The following is a 22,063-nucleotide window of genomic DNA, read 5'->3' on the forward strand; positions in this document are numbered from 1 at the left end:
ATAAACTTTGGTCTGTGTTAAGGGCAAATTTTCCACTCAAGATTAAATCATGCTTTCATAGCTGGTTTATAAAAGCTTTCATTTCTATCGCATTTTGTCGTAATCAGCCATCATGTAATGTGATCATGTCACCGGTTTTGACAGATCCTTCTTTTAATACAGCAGCATACACACCAAAAATATTATGATTTTCTTTAAAGACCGTTTTTAGCACCGTTCGATCAATGATGCCGGAGGAAGGATCAATATTAATGATGGAACAGCGTTCACAGCCTTTTTTAATAACAACTTCCACATCCCCAATTTTCAATCGTTTACCAGCCCAGGTTTGCTCTGAAAAAGGTTTTTTATTATATAAATCTATGACGATATTTGGCCGAAAACGGAGGTGATTTACTTCATTGTCTAAGACGTGAGAGATGTATTTTATTGAGGCATCAGTCACCAGAAGAATGTTTTCAACTTCGATTGCACCAAAGGGTGTATAAGCGGGATGATGTTTTATGCGGGTTAGCCTCTTTTTAGATAATTTCTCAAGCCTTTCAAGGAGGGCTGTATCCTCAAAAGCAAATACTGTTCCCTCTGCTGAAATAACTTCCACAGGCGGATAGTTTTCTGGTTTTTCATCACCTTTAAAACGTGCTTTAAAAGTTGTCATCTCAGGCAGTTGTGTTTGAGTTAAATATTTCCCGTCCCCAGTCTTGAATCCGTGACTTCGATCTCCATATAATCCATGTCCCAATACATTTACTTGATTAATTTTTTCCCCGTGAAATGATTTTACCGGATACCTTATTATTTCTTTCACATTACCAATTATCATAAGATTTTCACCTTCCTTTTAGCTTTCTCATCTTATACGCGCACCCTTTCCCGTTCCCAAAAATAAATTGGGTGGAGGAGGGATAATACGTGAAGCTCATATATGATAAAATCAGCCTTGATAAAAACGAAGCTATACTTGGCGACTGGGAAAGAAAAGCATTTCATTTATTCTCAGAAAAAATACAAAACAAGGAGCTTAAATTTCCTTGCATACCAGCGACACAAGGGTTTGCTATGAATCACTTTAGATATGCGTTCATAGATGATCCGCTTGACATGAACTCTCTCTCTGATTTTGCCGGCAAGTTCACCTATTATTCCGAAATCTCTAAAACGACTGGAACATACTCTTCACTTATTGTTTTCTTTAAAAACATACCTGAAACTGAAAGATATACGCCGGAGAATTATGAGGCTCTTTTTTGGAAGATATTATCAAGCATAAAGCAGTTCGATGAGGAGCAATGGCCAATAGACATACCAACAGATCCGGAAAATAAACTCTGGGAGTACTGTTTCGCTGGGGAAAAGTACTTTATGTATTGTGCAACCCCCAGTCATCGTCACAGAAATAGCCGTTTTTTTCCTTATCTCATGTTAGCAATTACACCACGCTGGGTGTTAAATGAATTCGAAAAGAATAAAATCCTCAGCAGCAAAGTAAAAAAAGAGATAAGGAGAAGATTAAATCAATATGATACAATTTCCCCTCATCCGGATTTGAATCAGTATGGGAAAGAAGATAATTATGAATGGAAGCAGTATTTCCTGCGGGATGATCATTCATCACCCAAGTCCTGTCCATTCTCAGGCTATGGGAAAAATGACATAAACTCTGAGTCTAAGAAAAATAAGAATAATCTTTGAGTTTTAAAATAAAATCACCCATGCATGATAGCCAAAATAGATTCCAAATCCAATCATCGATAATGATGAGAGGAATGAGATTGCGATCAATATTTTAGAGTGAAGGAACTTTCTTGCATAGCTTGAGACTGCGGCCATTGTAAAATCCCAGATTAAAATTCCGCAGATGATAGCAGTACTGTATAATAGAAGCTGATTGACACTGGAACTGGAAACAGTTTTAGCTAAAACTGATCCATAAATGCCTAACCAGAACATGATGGTCAGCGGATTTGAAACAGACATGACAAATCCTGATAAAAATGAGCTTAAGCCCGAATTTTTCAAAGAAGCATCATTCCTGATATGTATTTCTCTTATGCTCAAAAGACTTTCGATCCCTGAGTAAATAAGGACAAAGAAACCAAAAATCCAAAGAAACGTTTTCATAAATGAAGAGTCAATAAAGTGAATCACACCAAAATATACAAGCATCATATAAAGAAGATCAGCGAGCAGCGCTCCTATCCCAAAAATCCATGCATGAAAAAATCCCTTTTTTATACCGCGATTAAGCTGAGCTGCATTTACAGGACCAATAGGTGCTGCCAGAGAAATACCAAGGATCATGTAGGTTAAGAAAATGTTCAAAGCGGTGCCCTCCAAATTATTTTTATATGTAAGCATATTCCTAAGGATAGGCATGTACCACTTTTTATTAAAGAAATAGCTTTACTTTTATTCAAATGAGGACGAGGTATTACTTAAGGAGAAACATAAAGCGCTCAGAATAACTTTAAGGGGTTCCGTTTAAGGAGAGAAAACAGTAAATAGCATTAAAACAGCAGGGTAATTCGCATATGAATTAGACCTGCTGTTTTTGTTGATATAACAAGGGATTTCAACCGTTTTTGAGTAGAAATAGTTACATAATTAGCACCCTTATAATATGAAAGGGCAGGATTGTGGAGGATTCAATTTTCTTTCTACTTTTGTTAAAGGGCCATATTGTCGAATAAAAAATGCAGATAGTCCGGAATTAATATCTCTTTCCTTTTAAAGAATTTGTTAAAATAAATAAAGTAATCATTCATTAACATTGTTAGTCAGACACCAGGAAGAGGTAAAACCATGATAAGATTCATGTACATATTTTGTTTGATTGTATGGGGACTTAATTTTATTGCGGTAAAAATTCAAGGAACACCAGTAAGCTTGGAATTATCCTTAACTTATCGTTTAGTTATAACATCCTTTTTATTTTTGGTTCTTGTTTGGTTCCTTCGCCCAAAGGGGAGACCAGCAAGAAAAGATATTCCATTTGTAATGGTGTTTGGTATATGTAACTTTGCATTAAGCTATTTGTGCCTTTATTACGCCACAATTTTGAGTACGGCAGCAATCGTAACACTGGTTTTTTCGTTAAAAGTGATTCTGACTCCGATAGCTCTCCGAATTTTTTTAAAAGAAAAATTACATTCACGGGTTTTAATTGGGGGAACTCTAGGTGTATTGGGCGTATGTATTCTTATCTATCCGACTTTGGAAAATTTTCAAGGGTTCAATGACATAAAAGGAATTATGATTGCTTTCCTAGGTACACTTCTGACGTCAGTTGGTGACGCCAGCTCGGCAAGAAATGCTAATCGAAAGGTTGATCCAATTTATGCAAATGCAATTGGATTTACAGTGGGCAGTATATTGATGGGGGCAATTGTATTGTTCCAAGGTCAAGAATTTATAATTCCAAGATCTGTTTCATACTTATCTGCGTTGTTATATTTAACTCTGGTTGCTTCATTTGCGGCATGGTTATTTTATTTGAAGCTTGTAGAAAGAATTGGAGGAGCTCAAAGCGGCTATATGGTCGCTCTTTTCCCAGCTATTGGTGGAGTGGCCTCTGTTTTTATCGGTGAGTCAGATTCATCAGTGTATTTATTTGCTGGTTGCCTATTTAGCTGTATTGGCGCTGCAATTGCTTTAGGATTTGGAATAAGAAATCAGAATGTGAAGCTGCCTTTCAGGATTTAGTAAGAAGGAATTTACTTATTAATTTAATAATTGCACTCATTTAATGAATGGAATCTCAGGTTATTGACAAAGAATCCAGAAGAAAATCTAGCTATTTAACTTAATAGGCTTATTGAGCTAACCAGCTTAAATAGTAATCTTCAACCAATCGGGGGCGATTGCTTAACAAAGTGTCGTCTCTTCTTATTGAAGGAAAGGCCAGTTTAACGGAGTAAGCGGATTCAGAAGTTCTTCTGTATAATGGCCAATTAATTGAATAAAGAAGAAGTTTTTTAACAGTCAATCTAAGGGTTGTTTTGTTAAAATTTACTGGAATTAAAGATATAGCAAAATTTTATAGCGATTTTACAATACATCCTTTGCAATAAGATTGCATAATGATCTATTGTAAAAGATGCCTATTTCATATACTTACCTAAAGGAGAGTGTAACTTATGCGACGCAAAACCTGTGTTCCGACTGGCGTTGAACGAAAAGACACTGGCTTTGGATATACGTTGTCCTTAATAGGCGGTAAATATAAAATGATCATTATATATTGGCTGTCTGAAAATAAGGTTATGCGGCATAATGAGCTGAAGCGAAGTATCGGTATCATTTCTTTTAAAACGCTAAGCATCATGTTAAAAGAGCTTGAGGCAGATGGTCTTATCATACGCAAGGAATTTCCCCAAGTGCCTCCAAAAGTTGAATATTCATTATCTGACCGTGGTCTTTCTCTCGTTCCATTGTTAAATATGATGTGCGAGTGGGGAGAGAAAAACCGTTTGCCAATTCTGGAGGATGTACAGAGGTAGGCGTAGCTATTTTGTTTAAATCAAAAGAAGTATTTCCTCAATAAAAATACTTCTTTTTTATAGCTTTAATTAAGCTGCCTATTATAGGTTGTCAACAAAATTCAAATAATCCTGAGCGCTTTTTTCCAATTCGCTTGCACCCGACTCATTTTCTTCTTGTTCGTTTCCACCCGGCTCATTTTCTTTGCCATAAAACGCAAAGAACGAACGATAATCTGCACTGCAATATAGGAAAGTCGTTTCAAATGGAACTAATAGTTGTTCAAGTGTATACTGATATCTTCCATTTTTACTATAATCCTCTTTTTTGATTCCTGCAGATACACCTAAAGCAATTTTACGATTCTTTAATTTATCTCCGCCATTTGAACCATAAGCCCATCCATAAGCTAAAACATCGTCAAACCATTTTTTAAGGAGAGGCGGACAATTAAACCAATATATAGGGAACTGCAAAACAAGATTACCATGTGATTCAACCAATTTTTGTTCTTTTTCCACGTCTATGTTTCCATCAGGGTAAACTTTAGTCAATTCGTGAACAGTAAACTTTTCCGGATACTTTTTCAGTTCTTCTACCCATCGCTTATTAATAACGGATGTTTCTATGCTGGGATGTGTTACGATAACAAGAGTTTTCAAAGAATTGTCCTCCTAAAGTATTATTTATATTTTGATAATAAAGTGCAAACTGCAAATATGTAAGTATGCACTTTTAGTACAGGTACTTACATAAAGGTGAGCGTCAAATCAGTCATAAAAATATTTTTTCTATAAGGAGGACCTGCGAACCTATTACCCGCAAAGTAGAATAGCTACATTCTCGGGGTAACCGTACGTTGTTAGAAAAAATCGTGTACTAAGTCATTTTTTAGTTATTCAAGAATCGGGCGCTTATCCAGTACAAGGATGGCGCCTTATTTAATGGAATAAAGTATTGAGTAAATTGCTTGATTTTGAAATAATTGGTATTAAGCAATAGGGCAGTTTAAGGGGGGCGATTGCTTTACAAAGTGTCGCATCTTATTATTGAAGTAAAGGGCAGTTTAACGGAGTAAGCGGATACAGAAGTTATTCCACATAAGGGCCATAATGTTGAATAAGAGGTTACATAAAACTCCACATTTTTATGCAGCAACCAGGCTTCTTCAGAAGCCAAAAACGTTGATGTAAAAAAGTTGTATAAAATCATGCATAAATGATAAAAAACGAACAGATGCCAAACCCTTTAACTGTATGGGTTTGGCGTTTTGGGCATCTTCCTAAATTAAGTGATTGTGTTAACTGGAAATGTATAGGATACACATTACTTTGTTTACTGGATATAAAAAAGCCACCCTCAAAATAGGTGGCTTGTGATATTTGTCATTCTTGTTTTATAAATAAAGAACCTGCTGTATCAAAGTCATTGATGGTATACCCTCTGTTAATTTTCATGAACAGCAATTCTCCAATTACTAAAATTTAAACCTAATAACACCACTAATTAATAACAGCACTAATGCAACAAGGAATATCACTCCGATTGAAGTTAAAACATTAAGGATTTTATTTGCTTTTGTACTAAACAGCTTACAAAATACAATATAAAATCCAACTCCAATAATTCCACCTAATGTATTTCCCATGAAGTCAGTTATATCGCTAGCTCCTATAGCAAAGATGAATTGCAATACTTCAAATAACAAACTAACTCCTGCTATTACTGCAATCTTTTTCAAGAAAGACCAATTTGGTTTTAGCATACTGATATAAATTCCAAATGGGATAAATGCAAGTACATTATAGATTATTTCATTAAAATCTATTTGATTATTAACATTAGCTGAACCAGCAAAAGGGATTAAATTGATTTCCCTAAAATCCGGCAAGCCTTGAAATGAAAATTGCATTTTAAAGACTATAATCCATGTTAATGCAAATAAATATACGGCCAACAAGCCAGCAGTTATTTTATTTTGATTATTTTTTGATTTTTCCATATAAATCCTCAATTTCTAATTCTTTTTCAAACTTATAATCTAAGCTTTTATCCGACTTTACACTATGCTATCATCTCCGAAAATTTTTCAGCTATTTCTTCTGATCATTTTATTTCACTATTAAGTAACTGGTATCCGGTTGTTAATTCTTTGTGTGTAAATAAATTTATGATATCCGATTTTATACCAGCTTGTTGAACAGCATATTCACTGTTAACCAAAAGCAGATTCCCTGTTAACCAAAAGCAGATTCCCTTGATAGATCTGCTATTCTGTAATCTCAATCTTTTGGGTATTTTCAGTAGCTATATTATCATTTTGTTCATATATTTGATCCTCTACTTTATCTTGGGATATCGGTAATATATTAAAAATAAAAACTAGAAATAATGCAAAAACCAATAAAAATCCCCACTTTTTCATTTTTAGTCTCCTCCTTGATGTAACTTGTTTATAGGATAGGAAAAACTTTTAAAATAAAAAGTGGGATAAATATTAAATTTTTCTTAAATTTTTACTTGGATTTTATTATTAATCTTCTTAGGAATCCGCCATTGGTAATTAATTGCGATGTTTGTAAGAAAGATGCGAAGTTTTGAATAAAGTTGTGATACTTTATCTTTTCAATCAAAGATTTCTAAATGAGTTTTGATTAAACTTTTTTAGAAAACGGAGAGTCCATTCAAAAAGAAAGGAAACCATTTTGATTAATCTTTTTTCAAAATGGTTTCCTTTTATTAGCCATAGCTTGTGGGTTTACAGAAAATTTTTAATCAAACTTTATTCAAAACCAACATAAAAGTGGATTAGGGAATTGTTGAGTGACAATAGAGTTGTTCTGCAATCGGGCCATATTCTGGAGTGAAAAAAGACAATTAGGTGGTTCATCTCGAAATGTATGTTATTCCATTAAAGGGCAGGATTGTTGAAGAGTGGTTTCAAGAGTTTGATCAACAATCGGGCCATTTTCTTGAACAAAAGTTTTTAAAAAAATTGGTAGGTTCAATCTCTAAAGAAAGATCAATGATTCATAAGTCTGATAAAAATATTCAGGAGTTTTTTACCTTATATTCCATATTTCTCCTGTGTAAACTGATACTGAGTTGATAAATAAATTTTTTAGTGACGGAAAGGAGAAAAATGAATTTATTCCTCAAGGAATGATAAGAGCTGTTACTGTTTTTTTATGCTCTTAAATGCTTTTGTATTTTCGCCACAGTCTAAGGACCAAAAAGCATCATCCCCTGAACATTTTATATAAACGGTGGGGAGCGAAACGGGGTCCATTCATTGGTTTACAGTTCGAAAATAGATTGGGGCAAAGATTTACTGATGTTCGGTAAATTTAAGTGTCATTCTGGCTCGAAAATTTTTGTAAAATTCAAATATCTTTTGATAAAGACAACAAGTTCTATTAAAAAATAATACTTGTAAGGGAGTTGATCTAATGACATGATTTCAAGGATTTTGACAATATTTCTTCGGTTGGGAACCACGATAACGTCAATAGGTTAAATAAATATTTTAATAGAGGAGATTATCACGGTGGGAAAAAAATTAAAAAGGATGTTGAGTTTTTTATTGATCTTTGCAATGATTTTTAGCGGATTTGGGCAAGCGGTCGTTGCCAAGAGCAATAACCAAGCTAATCAAGGAAAAAATAAGATTTCTAGTGAGCAAAATGTAAAACAGTGGTTAAGTGAATATGAATTCTATGAGGACACAAGAATTGCAAAAATCTATGATCAGATTGCAATAAAAGAATTAAAGCGTTTTGCCACAGTCATAAAAGAAACGAATGCGAAGTTTGATTCTAAACTGCTAGCGGAAATGGATGAAACTGGAGACTTTAAACAAAAAGAGATAAATGAACCTGATGTACTTCAACAATTGATTAACGAATATGAACAAGCTGTTGAAGAGGAATACATAAAAGAGGTGGTTCTTAAAAGTGATCGGCTCTTGAAAATCAAACATAAGTTAACCATAGGTCTATGGGGGTATGTAAAAGAAAACGATTTTAATGAACCAACTGAAGTATTAATTTCAGATATACTCTTTAATTTTTATTTATCGGATAAAATTGTCAATAAAAATGCTATCGGCATTTTAAAGGATATCTCTGATCAAACGGATCACAAAGGAAATAAAATAAAAGCTCATTTGAATAACGCTGTGAAAATGTCTGAAAAAGCGAATGCGTTTCTAGAAAAAGATCTAGCTATCCCTGCATCAAAATCCTATCAAAATGTATATAAACAAGTATTATTCGGACTTGAAAAAGCAGGCTATCAATTTAACACAGAATTCTTTGAATCTACTTCTGACACGGATGGTGACACGATAACCGATGGAATAGAATTCCTAGAGGGAATGAATCCATTTGAAAAGGATACAGATGGTGATGGATTAAAGGACAATATTGAATATGAGATGAAATCCTCTATTTCCCCTATAAAATATGATACAGATGATAATGGCATAAGTGATGCAGATGAAGATAGCGATGAAGACGGCCTGAAAAATAATGATGAGCAGGCTTATCAAACAAATTTGATGAAGAAAGATTCAGACCAAGATGGTTTAACTGACGGATTTGAAGTTCAACAGTTTGATTCATTACCTAATAAGGATGATACAGATAGCGATGGATTAAGTGATGGAGATGAACATGCTTTAAAGACAAACCCGAATGCTGCAGACAGTGATAATGACGAGACCACGGATTCACAAGAACTCCATCAACAATCTATTCGTCAATCATTGAAACCGTCTGGTAAATCAGAAATTACAAGTGTAGAAGTTAGTTTTAGTGCAAAGGATAATATTAATAAAACGACTAGAATTAGCACAAACAAAGGCAATATGAAAACAACTAATTTACACGGTATTATTGGTTCTCCTATTAGGATCAATACGCAATCAGAATTTGAGAAAGCAAGCATTACATTTACTTATGATGAATCAAAGCTAGGAGACACGTTGGAAGATGATCTAGCCATCGTTTGGTATAATGAAGAGGAAGAAATGTTTGAAAGCCTTAACGCTGTGTTAGATACAAGTAAGAATACAATAAGTGTGGAAACGACTCAGCTTAGTGAATATATGGTTGTTGATAAGAAAAAATGGTTGGAGCTTTGGAGTAAGGAAATAGACTACTTAAGCAGAGATAAGAATATAGTATCTAGTAGCGATGATTCAAGTGGTGGAGAGACAGATCCAAAAGATTCAGATGGGGATGGCTTATACGATACCTATGAAACTGAAGGAATGAAAACACCATACGGTATCATCTACTCAGATCCTAACAAGAAAGATAGTGACGGAGATGGATTAACCGATGGGCAAGAAATGGGTCCATTCAAAACATTCACGGTGGAATTTTTTGGAATTACTATTCATTTTGAAGGTTTCTTTCCAACCAGTTTTCCTGACCAAAAAGATAGTGATGGAGATGGAATTTTTGATAAAGAGGATGAAAGACCGTTGTTGTACGCTGATTTATCCAATTTAGTAATTTATCAATCAGATAGACCAGAAGGCTATGATGAAAATGGAAATGTAGCGAATGATATGAAAACAAATGATTATACTGGAGATGAAATGACTGACATTAGCTGGATGTTCAACTTCCAATTATGGGAATCTGATTGGCCAGATATTCTCTTTGATGAGTTCGAGTGGATGTCAACAAGCTTATTTTCTACGGGAGAAATGGAAGATGTTATTTTAGATATGATTGATCACTTTGAGGAAGGAAATGGTACTGATTATCGCAATCAGACTTTAACGAAAAAAGCGAGGGAGCATGAGACTACAAAAGCCTATATTGAATTCCTCAAAAACGCTTTAGTTGATGAGTTAAAGAAAAATGGAGGTAATTTGTCAGCACTTCAGTTTGATAAAAGTACAAAGGATACAGATAAATTTTATCAATATATACAGGATAATGCTGTTTACCCGACGTTTAGCACTTGGGACGATAGAATAGGCGGACTTACAATTTCAGTAAATGATACTTGGGGGAATACCGTATCCGTCAAAGACTTTTCAGTAGAGAACAATCACTTTAAAGGTGTTATGCATGTTCGTTTATATGATCATTTTGGGTTAGATCAGCCAGATGTGGAGAAGGAGTATGTCAACTTAGCAGGATTTCGTGCCTGGTTTGTCTTACAGCATTATGATGAATATAATGGGAAATATAAGCCCTTTGTTTCTGTAATGGAAATGGATATACCATTTGAGGGGAAATTGAGTGATTAAAATTAATGTAAAAATTATCGTTTTAATGATTGGTATAGTTTTAATTCCATTAAACGTAATTGGATGTACAAAGAATGAGGAATCAAGCGGGGAAACAAAGATTTTCGAAATTGCCAATACAGAACAGATCGTTGGTAAAAAGGATGAAGAAGAGGTGACTCTTAGAAAGCATTATATGATTCTGAATCCACCAACAGATTTAATAGATTTAAAAGAATTAGTTGAAAAATACATTAAGAATCATCCAGTTGAAGAAGACATGAAAGTAATAGAAGGAAAAAACAGGATTTTTTATATGTCCTTCTACAGGGAAAGTGACGATTTGCCAAGAGACTGGCAGCCTGATGAAAGTTACATGAATACGGATCGGATGGAACATCATAAGCATGATCTCATTGCATCGATCATTTGGTCAGATGCTGAACCACAAAAAGAATACAATGTTTATGATAAAAGTAAGGAAGGAGAAATAATTAAGTGGTTGCGTTTTATTGAGGATCAGCTTGTTGAGTGATTAGACTGGGGATCACTATTCCCATATGACCCTCATTACTCGAATCGTTTCCATGTTCCGTTAAAGGGCGCTTTTCTTCTATAAGACAACATAGATGATATTCAACAACCGGGGGCGATTGCTTAACAAAGTGTCGCCTCTTCTTATTGTAGTAAAGGGCAGTATAGTTGAAGAGTGGTTTCAAGAGTTTGATCAACAATCGGGCCATATTCTGGAGTAAGGCTAATTGAACTCACGGTGCAGAGTAGTGGAAAAATGGTGCTAATTAGATAAGAGGTGAGGTGCATGGGTCTTGTTCTTTTTGCTTTCATTCACATACTAATTGGATTAGCACTAATATACTTTTATGGTAAATTACCAAAAGCCTTAACGACATTTGTGTTTGTTTTTTTTACTATGAGTTTTCTTTACTGGGGAGTCGTTTTAACAGATTTATTCTTGAACTAATATGGAGGAAGAAAAATGAAGATAATAGAACTACCAATTGAATTTGAATTTAATGGACAAAAAAATTATATTTATCCTAGCTTAATTATATTGAATAATGAACTAACCTTGGTCGATACAGGCTATATAAATTTTTTAACTTTAATCGAAAAAGAAATTTTTAAAAATGGATATGAAATGAAGAATTTAAAGAATATAATCATTACTCATTATGATGTTGATCATATAGGTTCCTTATATGATTTTAAAGAAAAGTATCCTTGGATTAACATTATAGCTAGTGAAATTGAATCAAAATATATTTGTGGTGAAATAAAGTCAGAAAGATTGGTTCAAGCCGAAGAAATGCTGGAAAATATGCCAAATGAAGAAATGGAATTTGGTAAATGGTTTATACAGCAATTAAAGAATTTGAAGCATGTTTCAATTGATGAAAAGGTACATGATGGTGATATGATTTTAGATAACAAATGTAGAGTAGTAGCAACACCAGGGCATACCTCAGGGCATATTTCATTATATTTTCCAAGTTTAAAAAGTGTAATTACAGGCGATGCAGCTGTTAATGAAAATCATGAATTAGTTATTGCTAATCCACACTTTTGTTTAAATGTTGAGAAAGCAGAACAGTCTTTGAATAAAATTAAAAATCTTAAAGCTGAAAATTACTATTGTTATCATGGTGGAAAATTCATTTTATAATTGGGGCCTAAACGCTAATATTCGGCTCTCAAATTAAATAACTTTATTATCTCTACACATAAGACTGGTTTAACAAGTTTTTATAATACAATAGATCTTCCGCAATCGGGCGCGTTAATTTAACAAGCAGCAAAAAGGATCTTCGATTGGTCTTACCCCCGTCAAGTAGACAATGAAAAAAAGGGTACACTAATTAAGCAGCCGTAGCCCTAAATTCAGTAGGGCTGAGGTTGTTTAATTTCTTTTGAAAACGTTTATTATTATAAAACTTGATATATTTTCTTACTGCTGTTGTTACTTCTTTTGAAGTCTTGAATCGAGAACGGTAAAAACATTCTGTTTTAAAGTGGCTAAAAAAACTCTCTATACAAGCATTATCAAAACAATTTCCCTTTCGGGACATACTTACGTTTATATTGCTTCTTTTTAATAGTTGGTTATATCTTATTGAGGTGTATTGAAATCCTTGATCGCTATGCAATAGGAGTCCTTTGACATCTCTTTTTTTTATGGCTGATTTTAAAGTGTCAGTTACTAGTTTAAGATCATTTCTTTCACTTATCTTATACGAAACAACCTCATTATTGTAAAGGTCCAATATTGTAGATAAATAGATTTTCTTTCCATTAAATTTGAGACAGGTTATATCTGTCACCCATTTTTCATTTGGGCGTGTAGCTGAAAATTCTCTGTTTAAATAGTTATCAGAGACGACACATTTTTCTTTACGTCCAAAGTGCCTCCACTTCTTTTTTCGTATCTTTGCTTGAATTCCATATCTCTTCATTAAACGATAAATTCTTTTATGATTAACTCTTAGACCGTAGGTCTTTTTTAACCAAGTTTTGATTCTTGGATAACCATAACTCCAATTAATATCAGGATCTTGTTGGCATTTAATAATTTTTGTTACAATTGATTGATCTTCCAGCTCTTTTTTTGAAGGGTTATTTTGGCGTTTAAACCATTTATAATAACCACTCTTTGAAACACCTGCTATTTTACATAAGGTGATGATACTAAATTGTTTTTTAAGTTCATGGATTATTTTATATACTAACGATTTTTCTTTTCTTTTAACATCCCCCTTTTCGCAGCTAAGAGCTTTTTTAGAAAGGCATTTTCTGCTTCTAATCGATTTATTTTTTCTGCCTCACTTTCATAATCTTTATTAGGTCTACCTTTAAACTGGCTACGTGATGTTCCTCTTTTTTCCTCTAAGCCTTGGACTCCTTCACTTTTATAATGAGATATCCATCTTTGGATAGTTGTATATCCTATACCCAACTCTTTAGAAATTGATCTAATCCCCATATCATTTATGTACAAATTAATTGCTTTTAATTTAATCTCTTTTGTATAAGTCTTTCTAATTTTCCCCATGATAAAATCCCCTCCAAAATAAACAGTACAAACCTTTCTTTTTACTGTCTACTATAAGGGGATAATATCAATCGAAGATCCTTTTTTTCATACCGATAACAATCAATTATGTTTATGTTAACTAAGAATGTATAAAATATACAAAAGAAAAGACCTGTTTTATTAGACTGGTTTTTTTATCTCAATGTAACACTTTGTTAAATTCAGTTTTTAACACTTACTTGTTCAATCATACGCTTCATTGCCTGAATTTGCCCCATATGAGCAGCTTCATGCATTAATGTTAAACCTGCAAGTTCTCCAACAGTCTTACACCCAAAGAATGGTGTATCCAAATCTTGATCTAGCTGTTTAGTAGGAATTTGCTTTAAACGAGTTAATTGATCTTTCAACTGTACAATAAGCTGATCCATAGCAGGTATATTCCCTGTCCAATCAGCTGGTTTTGTGCCATTTCCAAACAATTCCATATAATTCGTGGGAAGGTGAGTTGTTACATTAGGGAAACCAAACATAGTTTGTTCAGTAATTGTCAAAACGTGACCTGTATGCCAATGAATTGTGTTATTAAAACCATCTGGCTGCACATCAGTTTGTTCCTTAGAAACGGACTCTACAATCTTAATGAAGTATTCTCTTGTCATCTCAAATTGCTTAAATACAAGTTGATCCATCTTTTTCTCCCCTCTCATTAACAAAATCAACCATATTATACCAGTAAAAATTGGAAAAGAATATAGTTGAAACTTCCTATAAGAAGCTTTAAGTAAAATAGGCAGACAAAGAAATATGTTGTTCTAATTTCGCAATCGGGCGCTGTTCTTCGATAAGACAACATAAATGATCTTCAACAATCGGGGGCGATTGCTTAACAAAGTTTAGCCTTTACTTATTGAATTAAAGGGCAGTTTAATTGAAGAGTGGATTCAACTTTTTGTTCAGCAATCGGGCCATTTAATGGAATAAGAATCGTAAATTGAATTGGATATTTATGTTAACATTAGTGTAGAGTTTGTGAAGGATTGTACTTAAACTAAAGTTGCAGTTTAGTGGAATAAGCAGGTTCTTTGGTTGAACAAAGAAGTAGTTTGTATGAGTGTAGGTATTCAAGACAAGGTAGCCAAGGAGACTAAAATGATCAAGAAAAACTTAAATGTTCTAAATGTGGAAATGAAATCAAAGAAATTGAAAATTTTATTGTTGCTTTAACATTACCAAGTAATGAAATAACCCCAAAATGACAGTACGGAAGGATACCAAAAATGAACGATTAACAGTATTTACACAATATTTTATGTAATAGATGTCAAAGTCGAATAATAAAATTTACAGTTAAAGGAAAATGAGATTATGCGAAAAAAACAATTTGTAATCGGTAAAATGATCGTAATCGCCATACTAATGCTAATGACAAGTGTTAACGGAGTTGTATTTGCAAACGATAATGAGTCTACAAATGGTAATCTGGATATTTCTAATATTGATGAGTTTATGACAAATGAGATAGAGAGACTGAACATTCCTGGTGCTTCATTGGCCATCGTAAAGGGAGATCAAGTGGAATACTTGCAAGGATATGGTGTTTCGAACCCAGATGGGACAGAAATGACATCGCAAACGCCAGTTGTTCTTGGATCGACTACTAAATCGTTCACAGCTCTTGCCATTATGCAGTTAGTGGAACAAGGAAAAATCAATCTAGAAAAACCAGTGCAATCCTACATACCTTGGTTTCAAATTGCAGATGAAGAGGCATCTAAAAAAATCACCATTCAACATTTACTGAATCATACAAGTGGTCTTTCTACAAATGATGGTCAAGTATCTATATCACAAGGGGATAAAACATTAAAAGAACATATTCAAAGCTTGGCAAATACAGAATTGACATACCCTGTGAGTGATCAATATCAATACTCGAATTTAAATTATAACATTTTAGGTTTAGTCATCGAGGAAGTTACGAATAAATCGTATAAAGAGTATATTAATGAATTCATATTCAAACCGCTTGAAATGAACAATAGTTATGCTGACCCAAAAGATGATATAAACAATACAATTGCGGCCGGATATCAAACTGTATTTGGATTAAAGATGCCTACAAAGCAATTAATCCATGAAGGAACTGTTTCTTCAGGTTACCTTATTTCCAGTGCGGAAGACATGGCAAATTACATGATCGTACAATTGAATCAGGGAGAATTCAAAGGAAAAAGTATTTTATCAGCGAATGCAATGAACACAATGCTTCATCCATCAGCACTCATGGGGAATGATACCTACTATGCGATGGGGTGGGAAGTGAATAATGAAGGAATCTCCCATAATGGATGGACAGAAAACACATACTCAAAAGTTGTGTTAGATGGGGAGTATGGCATCAGCCTGCAGATCAATTCAATGGATTATTTTAATCTTAATGAATATGATGCCATCATAAGTGGGATAAACAAGCTGGTACATAATGAAGAACCTTCTATATCTGATAGCAATCCATTTATGAAATATGTAATTATTGATTTGATTTTACTGGCAATAGTTGCTTTAATTGTTTGGTCAGCTTACAGAATTTTTAAACCTAAAAATCGTAAAGTAACTACATTCCGTAGGATTCTAAATGGGTTGTCTATATTAGTATTTAACTGGCTGCTGCCGTTGATTATTTTAATTGGATTCCCTAAATTATTTGGTCCTTTGTCTACGGTAACATTATTTGCTCCAGGAATAGGGCATCTCTTATTTTTAATACCTTTACTCCTTTTAATTGTGGGAATCGTTAAATTAGGTAAAGTAACACTAACATTAAAGAAAAATACTTTCGATGCATAAGCTGAAAAATTGTGATTTTATGAATTCTCTCTCTATTAATTGAAAAAGTATGTTATTTTAATTTCATTTCATCATCTTATCCCCATTAATATTTTTCAATAGGAGATCAAGGGCGATACTACTATAAGGGGTGTCGCCATTTCTTATTGAACTAAAGGGGCTTTAGTTTAATAAAAATTAAGTGATTGTGTTTTTAGGTCTCGTTCATAATTTAAGTTATTCCATTAAAGGGCGCTATTCTTCGATAAGACAATTTAAATGATATTCAACAATCGGGGGCGATTGCTGAATTAGTGTCGCCTTTTCTTGTTGGGGTAAAAGAACGACGTAGGTTAGTTATTAATAAAATATGGACTATTATTGAACTGTAGTCCGAGGTTCCTATAAAGTTGCTTGATTTATTAATTTTAAATTAATTGCAAAGTAAGGAGAATTTTTTAGTATGAAAATAAAATGGTTTGGTCATTCTGCTTTTTTACTGACATCTGAAGGAGGAACTAGGATTCTCATTGATCCATATTTTCGCTTCATCCGCTACCGTATGCCGATTGTTGAATCAGATATAGTTGCCGTTACACATAACCATTTTGATCACAGTAGAATTCAAGCTGCAACAGGTGATTACTTGCTTGTTAATGAGCCGAAGGAATACATCGGCGATGATGTAAGAATTAGTGGATTTAAGACATTTCACGACAAGGTTAATGGTGAGAAAAGAGGCCTCAATATTTTATATCGTTTTCAAATGGATGGTCTAACTATCTGTCATTGTGGAGATTTAGGGCATCTAATTTCAGATGAACAAGTAAATGAAATTGGAAAAGTTGATATTCTCATCATTCCCGTAGGAGGCACATTTACGATTAATGCACTAGAAGCTACTCAAGTAATGCGCCAATTGAAACCTACTATAACAATTCCTATGCATTATAGAACAAAGGCATTGTCGGTAGTTGGCTTGATGTTTTCAAAGGTAGATAAGTTTCTTCAGCTTTCCGGACAACGAACAACCGAAGTTAAGACATTGGATATTTCCAAAGAAAATTTGTCAGAATATGCTGGAGTCGTAACTATGCTGTATGAATAAATATATAGCTGGGCCTTCTCCTGAATAGACATTATTGATTTGTTAAGCATTTTAGATGGAAATAAAATATTTTAATATTTAATTTATTAAAGAATAACTTATGATCAAGGAGTGGGGGTGCAGGAGCAATGGTACTAGGTCCGGATATATGGAATAACTTATTAACTCAGTTCAACAATGAACTGAGTTTTATTATGCAAAAAAACACCGCTGAAAGCGGTGCGAATTTAGTGTACTAATCCTAATGCTATTCCCGGTGCTAAATACCGTGTGATTTCAGGTTTTCCCTCCCAAAACGGTACCCCTTAAAATAACTTCTAAGCGTTTCATTAGTGATTTCTACGGCTATTCAATACAGTTCAAGCAAAACAAGGATCATTAAAGTAAACAATTTCAGATAGAAACTTGCTGCCTTTTAACTTTTTGAAAGCATCTCTGGCTTCTTTTTCTGTGCTGAATTCGTACATTTTAATCGATCCCTTTAAAAAGAGCGTGATCACCCACATGATATCCCCTCCTTGTTCAGCCGATTTAGTCTTCTTATTAAAACCTATTTCGAGATGGACATATTATGACTAAAAATCGACATGTGGTCAGGCAAGCATTCCGGTAACAGCATAGTTTTTCTTTGTGTACACGTACCCATCCAAGATAATTCTTGCTGTTCGAACAACTTTGATGGCACGGATATGGCCAGCGATTATATCTGTCTTTGTCTGCATAATTCCTGCCGGGTGACCTAGGCGAAAAACTTCATTTTGGACAGTTATAAAATCTGATAAGATCGTATCTTTCAGATATGCGCAAGAGGTTGTACAAATGGCTCCGGTAATGGCAAGGGCCTGATGCGGCTTCTGCATCGACATCATTCTGATTGTGCAATCCATTTCAGAAGCGGATCTTGGCGTTCCAGTTACATCGATGTAATCCAATGGGGGAGCAATAAGGGTCATTTTTGGCACCGCAGGAGATTGTTTTGTTGCCGTTTCTTTGTTTGCAAAACCGCATAACTCAGCTGCCGCTGCTCTGATTTCCTCAAGTTCTGCCAAATTCTCCGGTGTAAATTCGTGGGGAAGCTCAGTTCCGTTAAGACCCACATCTTTAGCATTTACGAAAACGAGCGGATTGGCCACATCAACTATTGAAACCTCAATTGGACCTCTCGGTGTTTGAATAACATCTTTTTCGTTTCCAGTCGGAAAAAGCTTTCCAGTTACAGCGCCATCTGCATTTGTGAAAGAAAGATAAATAGGGGAACCAGTTCCCGGCACACCTGGAATGGAGCACATTCCCTCTGTTTTTACCCGGCCATTTTCTACCTCTACCTCCGCGATGATGATTTTTTGAGTATTGGTATTGAAAATTCTCACCCTGGTAATTGGTTCGATTGCTGGTACAAGTCCCTGCTCAATCGCGTAAGGACCAACTGCCGATGAAATGTTTCCGCAATTTCCTTTAAAATCAACCAATTGATTTTCAATGCTGATTTGGGCAAAGGTGTATTCTACATCAATCTCTTCTAAATTTGCCTTTTTGATGATTGCCGCTTTACTGGTTAATGAATTTGCTCCCCCAAGTCCGTCAATTTGCCTGCGGTCAGGGCTTCCCATAATGTCGAGTAAAAACTCATCCCAAAGCAATTGATCAGCCGGCATATCTTCAAAGTTCAGAAAAACTCCTTTACTTGTTCCTCCGCGCATCAGGACAACAGGCACTTTCATCCCGCATAACCACCTTTTCCTATTCATTTTCAAAAAGTACCGGTGCTTTTAAAAATATAGTATGATAGAGATAATCATAAGTAAAATAGATAATTTATTAGTAGAATATATAAAAAAACTTATAATCAAAGATCGGAGCTGAATGGAATGGATGAAAAAGACTGGATCGCTTTACGGATTTTAAGCGAAGAAAAAAATATCAGCCGGGCATCAGAACGTCTGTATATTTCTCAGCCTGCGCTGACATATAGACTGAAAAACCTGGAAGAAGAATTCGGAACTCGTTTGTTTTTTAAAATTAAAGGGGGAATAGAGTTCACATCAGAAGGACTGCACTTAGCAGCGTACGCTGAAGAAATGATCAAAAATCTGCAGAAAACGAAAGATTACATGCTGAACATGCAAAATGAAGTAAGGGGAACTCTCAGGCTTGGTGTTTCAAGCAACTTTGCACAATATAAGCTTCCCAAACTATTAAAAGGCTTTTCTACCGAGCATCCTCATGTGCAATTCAGCGTGAACACTGGATGGAGTACGGAGATTATGAGCCTTCTGGATTCTTCAAGTGTTCAGCTGGGCATTTTGCGCGGAAATTATGATTGGTATGGGACGAAAACGCTTCTCCATAAGGAAAGGCTGTGTCTGATTTCGAAAAAAGAAATCAATATGGACCGGCTGCCACAACTGCCGTTTATTCAATATAAAACAGATAGTTCCCTTAAAAATCTAATAAACGGGTGGTGGAATGACCGTTTTTCAGAGCCGCCATTTGTGACGATGGAAACAGACAGGCAGGAAACGTGCAAGGAGATGGTGAAAAATGATTTAGGAATTGCCATTCTGCCTGAAATTTGCCTGCAGCCATCTGATAATCTATATACATATGGTTTGTCCTATAAAAAAGGGGAACCTGTCTTAAGAAATACATGGCTTATGTATAATCAGGATTCCTTGCAGCTGTCTACTGTTAAGCATTTTGTTGACTTTTTAAATAATCATCCTGATATTTGAGGAAAGGAGAACTTTCCTCTTTCTTACTGAGATAAAAAATATAAAGAGTTGCGCATTAAGGTCTAGCTCCATCCCAACTCCCTCAAAATAAAAACCTGTCTTTTCTGCCGGATTCTTATCTGTCTGCAGGAACTAAACGATTGCATCCGTTTTTCTCATTATAAGATTTTTTTAAAGAATACTTAAAAAAATATATATTTTACTTATTTCCTTGTTTCTAATAATCTTAAAATATGCAATATTGCGAATGATAATAAGAGTTATTTGAAAGCGGTTACTTACTACAAGGAGGGGATGAAGATACTTACTTTTTTAGGAATTTCAATGGTGGCGGTCTTTACCTATTTGATTATGGCAAAGCGGTTATCTCCTGTTACGGCCCTGGTCATTGTGCCAATTGTTTTTGCAATGATTGGCGGTTTCGGGTTAGAGCTTGGGGAGATGATGATGGAAGGCTTGAAGGTAGTAGCCCCTTCAGCAGCTTTACTCCTGTTTGCAATCTTGTTTTTTGGTATCTTAATAGACGCGGGATTGTTTGATCCCCTTATCCATAAAATGATGAAATTGGTTAAAGGCGATCCAGTGAAAATAGCGATAGGAACCGCTGTGATCGCGATGATTGTTGCGCTTGATGGAGACGGAACTACGACACACATGATTACCATTTCGGCTATGCTTGCGCTCTACCTCCGAATAGGCATGAATACACTTATTCTCGCTACGATTTCGATGCTGTCTGTCAGTATCATGAGCGGCATGACGCCGTGGGGAGGGCCTGCGACAAGAGCAGTTGCTTCTTTAGGCTTGGATGCAAATGAATTCTTTCTGCCTATGCTTCCGACAATGCTTTCAGGGATGGGATGTATTCTATTTATCGCCTTTGTTCTTGGGAAAAAGGAGAGGGCGCGAATAGGAATTATTCAAATGGAAGAAGTGTCGAAGGAGTCAATGGCGCTGAGTGAGGCTGCAGCCGCTTATACGATGCAGGATGATATCAAACGGCCAAAACTAAGATGGGTAAACCTGGTATTAACTCTCACGGTGATGGTGATCCTGGTCATGGGCATTCTCCCGGTTCCAATTCTGTTTTTAATCGGTACAGTGCTTGCCGCAATGATTAACTATCCGAATTTAGAGCAGCAGAAGGAACGAATTCTTTCACATGCAGGAAATGCTTTAACAGTTGTCATCCTTGTGTTCGCGGCGGGTATCTTTTCAGGGATTTTTTCGGGAACAAAAATGGTCGATGCCATTTCAAATTCATTGGTAGCCATCATTCCGGAATCTGTTGGTTCATTTTTCCCGCTGGTTGTGGCGCTGACAAGTATGCCGTTTACATTCGTGCTTTCAAATGATGCTTATTACTTTGGTGTATTGCCGATTCTTGCTGAAGCAGGAGCTGCTTATGGAGTAAGTCCTTTGGAGATTGCGAGAGCTTCTGTTTTAGGCCAGCCCGTACATTTTCTGAGTCCGCTTGTTGCTTCAACACTTTTGCTAGTTGGTATGGTCAAAACCGATCTTGGCGAATTTCAGCGCTATGCCTTTAAGTGGACTCTTCTATGCTCACTTGTCATCATTATTGCTGCTTTTATAACAGATGCTATTTCTTAATAGGGGAG

Annotated in this window: 19 protein-coding genes and 1 pseudogene; 10 read left to right on the top strand and 10 right to left on the bottom strand. The window is 35.1% G+C overall.

Going from position 1 to position 22,063, the window contains the following annotated elements; all coding sequences use genetic code 11:
* Positions 1-103 precede the first annotated feature (103 nt).
* Positions 104-823, bottom strand: a complete 720-nt coding sequence (locus QLQ22_RS07560) for an MOSC domain-containing protein (protein ID WP_252208360.1) — start codon at positions 821-823, stop codon at positions 104-106.
* Between the two features lie 89 nt (positions 824-912).
* Between QLQ22_RS07560 and QLQ22_RS07565 the strand changes: the two genes are divergently transcribed.
* The gene (locus QLQ22_RS07565) at positions 913-1,692 is read left to right on the top strand and encodes a YqcI/YcgG family protein (RefSeq protein WP_223440839.1); all 780 of its coding nucleotides are present in this window, start codon (positions 913-915) and stop codon (positions 1,690-1,692) included.
* Between the two features lie 3 nt (positions 1,693-1,695).
* Here QLQ22_RS07565 and QLQ22_RS07570 read toward each other — a convergent pair whose 3' ends face one another.
* Positions 1,696-2,322: a LysE family transporter gene (locus QLQ22_RS07570; RefSeq protein ID WP_284016369.1), complete on the bottom strand. Its 627-nt coding sequence runs from the start codon at positions 2,320-2,322 to the stop codon at positions 1,696-1,698.
* Between the two features lie 480 nt (positions 2,323-2,802).
* Here QLQ22_RS07570 and QLQ22_RS07575 point away from each other — a divergent pair, with 480 nt between their 5' ends.
* Together QLQ22_RS07575 and QLQ22_RS07580 are read left to right on the top strand one after the other, a co-directional pair.
* Positions 2,803-3,702: a DMT family transporter gene (locus QLQ22_RS07575; RefSeq protein ID WP_284016370.1), complete on the top strand. Its 900-nt coding sequence runs from the start codon at positions 2,803-2,805 to the stop codon at positions 3,700-3,702.
* A gap of 434 nt (positions 3,703-4,136) precedes the next feature.
* Positions 4,137-4,499: a winged helix-turn-helix transcriptional regulator gene (locus QLQ22_RS07580; RefSeq protein WP_223440842.1), complete on the top strand. Its 363-nt coding sequence runs from the start codon at positions 4,137-4,139 to the stop codon at positions 4,497-4,499.
* 81 nt (positions 4,500-4,580) lie between these two features.
* Here QLQ22_RS07580 and QLQ22_RS07585 read toward each other — a convergent pair whose 3' ends face one another.
* From QLQ22_RS07585 to QLQ22_RS07595, 3 genes and pseudogenes are all read right to left on the bottom strand, one after another.
* On the bottom strand, positions 4,581-5,141 hold the full coding sequence (locus tag QLQ22_RS07585; protein ID WP_223440843.1) for an NAD(P)H-dependent oxidoreductase: 561 nt from the start codon (positions 5,139-5,141) through the stop codon (positions 4,581-4,583).
* Positions 5,142-5,956: 815 nt separating this feature from the next.
* Positions 5,957-6,481, bottom strand: a complete 525-nt coding sequence (locus tag QLQ22_RS07590) for a VanZ family protein (protein WP_223440845.1) — start codon at positions 6,479-6,481, stop codon at positions 5,957-5,959.
* A gap of 107 nt (positions 6,482-6,588) precedes the next feature.
* Positions 6,589-6,904: pseudogene (locus QLQ22_RS07595) on the bottom strand (D-Ala-D-Ala carboxypeptidase VanY); the annotation flags it as partial.
* 1,122 nt (positions 6,905-8,026) lie between these two features.
* Between QLQ22_RS07595 and QLQ22_RS07600 the strand changes: the two are divergent.
* The 3 genes from QLQ22_RS07600 to QLQ22_RS07610 all read left to right on the top strand — a co-directional run bounded on the left by QLQ22_RS07600 (position 8,027) and on the right by QLQ22_RS07610 (position 12,410).
* Positions 8,027-10,747, top strand: a complete 2,721-nt coding sequence (locus QLQ22_RS07600) for a DUF3289 family protein (protein WP_284016371.1) — start codon at positions 8,027-8,029, stop codon at positions 10,745-10,747.
* Entirely contained in the window at positions 10,740-11,261 is a 522-nt protein-coding gene (locus QLQ22_RS07605; RefSeq protein WP_223440848.1) for a hypothetical protein, read from the top strand. Before QLQ22_RS07600 ends, QLQ22_RS07605 begins: the two co-directional genes overlap by 8 nt.
* Before the next feature lie 462 nt (positions 11,262-11,723).
* Positions 11,724-12,410, top strand: coding sequence for an MBL fold metallo-hydrolase (locus tag QLQ22_RS07610; protein ID WP_223440849.1), 687 nt, complete (start codon positions 11,724-11,726; stop codon positions 12,408-12,410).
* 193 nt (positions 12,411-12,603) lie between these two features.
* On the opposite strand, the gene QLQ22_RS07615 is transcribed toward QLQ22_RS07610, so the two are convergent.
* The 3 genes from QLQ22_RS07615 to QLQ22_RS07625 all read right to left on the bottom strand — a co-directional run bounded on the left by QLQ22_RS07615 (position 12,604) and on the right by QLQ22_RS07625 (position 14,467).
* Complete coding sequence (locus QLQ22_RS07615) at positions 12,604-13,545, bottom strand: IS3 family transposase (RefSeq protein ID WP_223443242.1); 942 nt, start codon at positions 13,543-13,545, stop codon at positions 12,604-12,606.
* Positions 13,467-13,793, bottom strand: coding sequence for a helix-turn-helix domain-containing protein (locus QLQ22_RS07620; protein ID WP_223440851.1), 327 nt, complete (start codon positions 13,791-13,793; stop codon positions 13,467-13,469). The genes QLQ22_RS07615 and QLQ22_RS07620 overlap by 79 nt, the downstream gene beginning before the upstream one ends.
* A gap of 203 nt (positions 13,794-13,996) precedes the next feature.
* A complete protein-coding gene (locus QLQ22_RS07625; RefSeq protein ID WP_223440852.1) occupies positions 13,997-14,467 on the bottom strand; it encodes a DinB family protein in 471 nt (156 codons plus the stop codon).
* Positions 14,468-15,143: 676 nt separating this feature from the next.
* Between QLQ22_RS07625 and QLQ22_RS07630 the strand changes: the two genes are divergently transcribed.
* Positions 15,144-16,625: a serine hydrolase domain-containing protein gene (locus tag QLQ22_RS07630; protein ID WP_284016372.1), complete on the top strand. Its 1,482-nt coding sequence runs from the start codon at positions 15,144-15,146 to the stop codon at positions 16,623-16,625.
* Between the two features lie 442 nt (positions 16,626-17,067).
* Positions 17,068-17,712 carry an MBL fold metallo-hydrolase gene (locus tag QLQ22_RS07635; RefSeq protein WP_284016373.1) on the top strand — a complete coding sequence of 215 codons (645 nt, stop codon included), beginning with the start codon at positions 17,068-17,070 and terminating at the stop codon, positions 17,710-17,712.
* A 359-nt stretch (positions 17,713-18,071) separates the two neighbouring features.
* Here QLQ22_RS07635 and QLQ22_RS07640 read toward each other — a convergent pair whose 3' ends face one another.
* Together QLQ22_RS07640 and QLQ22_RS07645 are read right to left on the bottom strand one after the other, a co-directional pair.
* On the bottom strand, positions 18,072-18,218 hold the full coding sequence (locus tag QLQ22_RS07640) for a hypothetical protein (protein WP_223440855.1): 147 nt from the start codon (positions 18,216-18,218) through the stop codon (positions 18,072-18,074).
* 87 nt (positions 18,219-18,305) lie between these two features.
* Positions 18,306-19,433, bottom strand: a complete 1,128-nt coding sequence (locus tag QLQ22_RS07645) for a 2-methylaconitate cis-trans isomerase PrpF family protein (protein WP_223440856.1) — start codon at positions 19,431-19,433, stop codon at positions 18,306-18,308.
* 147 nt (positions 19,434-19,580) lie between these two features.
* Here QLQ22_RS07645 and QLQ22_RS07650 point away from each other — a divergent pair, with 147 nt between their 5' ends.
* Together QLQ22_RS07650 and QLQ22_RS07655 are read left to right on the top strand one after the other, a co-directional pair.
* On the top strand, positions 19,581-20,444 hold the full coding sequence (locus QLQ22_RS07650) for a LysR family transcriptional regulator (RefSeq protein ID WP_223440858.1): 864 nt from the start codon (positions 19,581-19,583) through the stop codon (positions 20,442-20,444).
* Positions 20,445-20,744: 300 nt separating this feature from the next.
* Positions 20,745-22,055, top strand: a complete 1,311-nt coding sequence (locus QLQ22_RS07655; protein ID WP_284016763.1) for a CitMHS family transporter — start codon at positions 20,745-20,747, stop codon at positions 22,053-22,055.
* The last annotated feature ends 8 nt before the right edge of the window (positions 22,056-22,063 follow it).

It is taken from the genome of Metabacillus hrfriensis (genome assembly GCF_030127205.1).
Lineage (GTDB): Bacteria > Bacillota > Bacilli > Bacillales > Bacillaceae > Bacillus_P > Bacillus_P dongyingensis.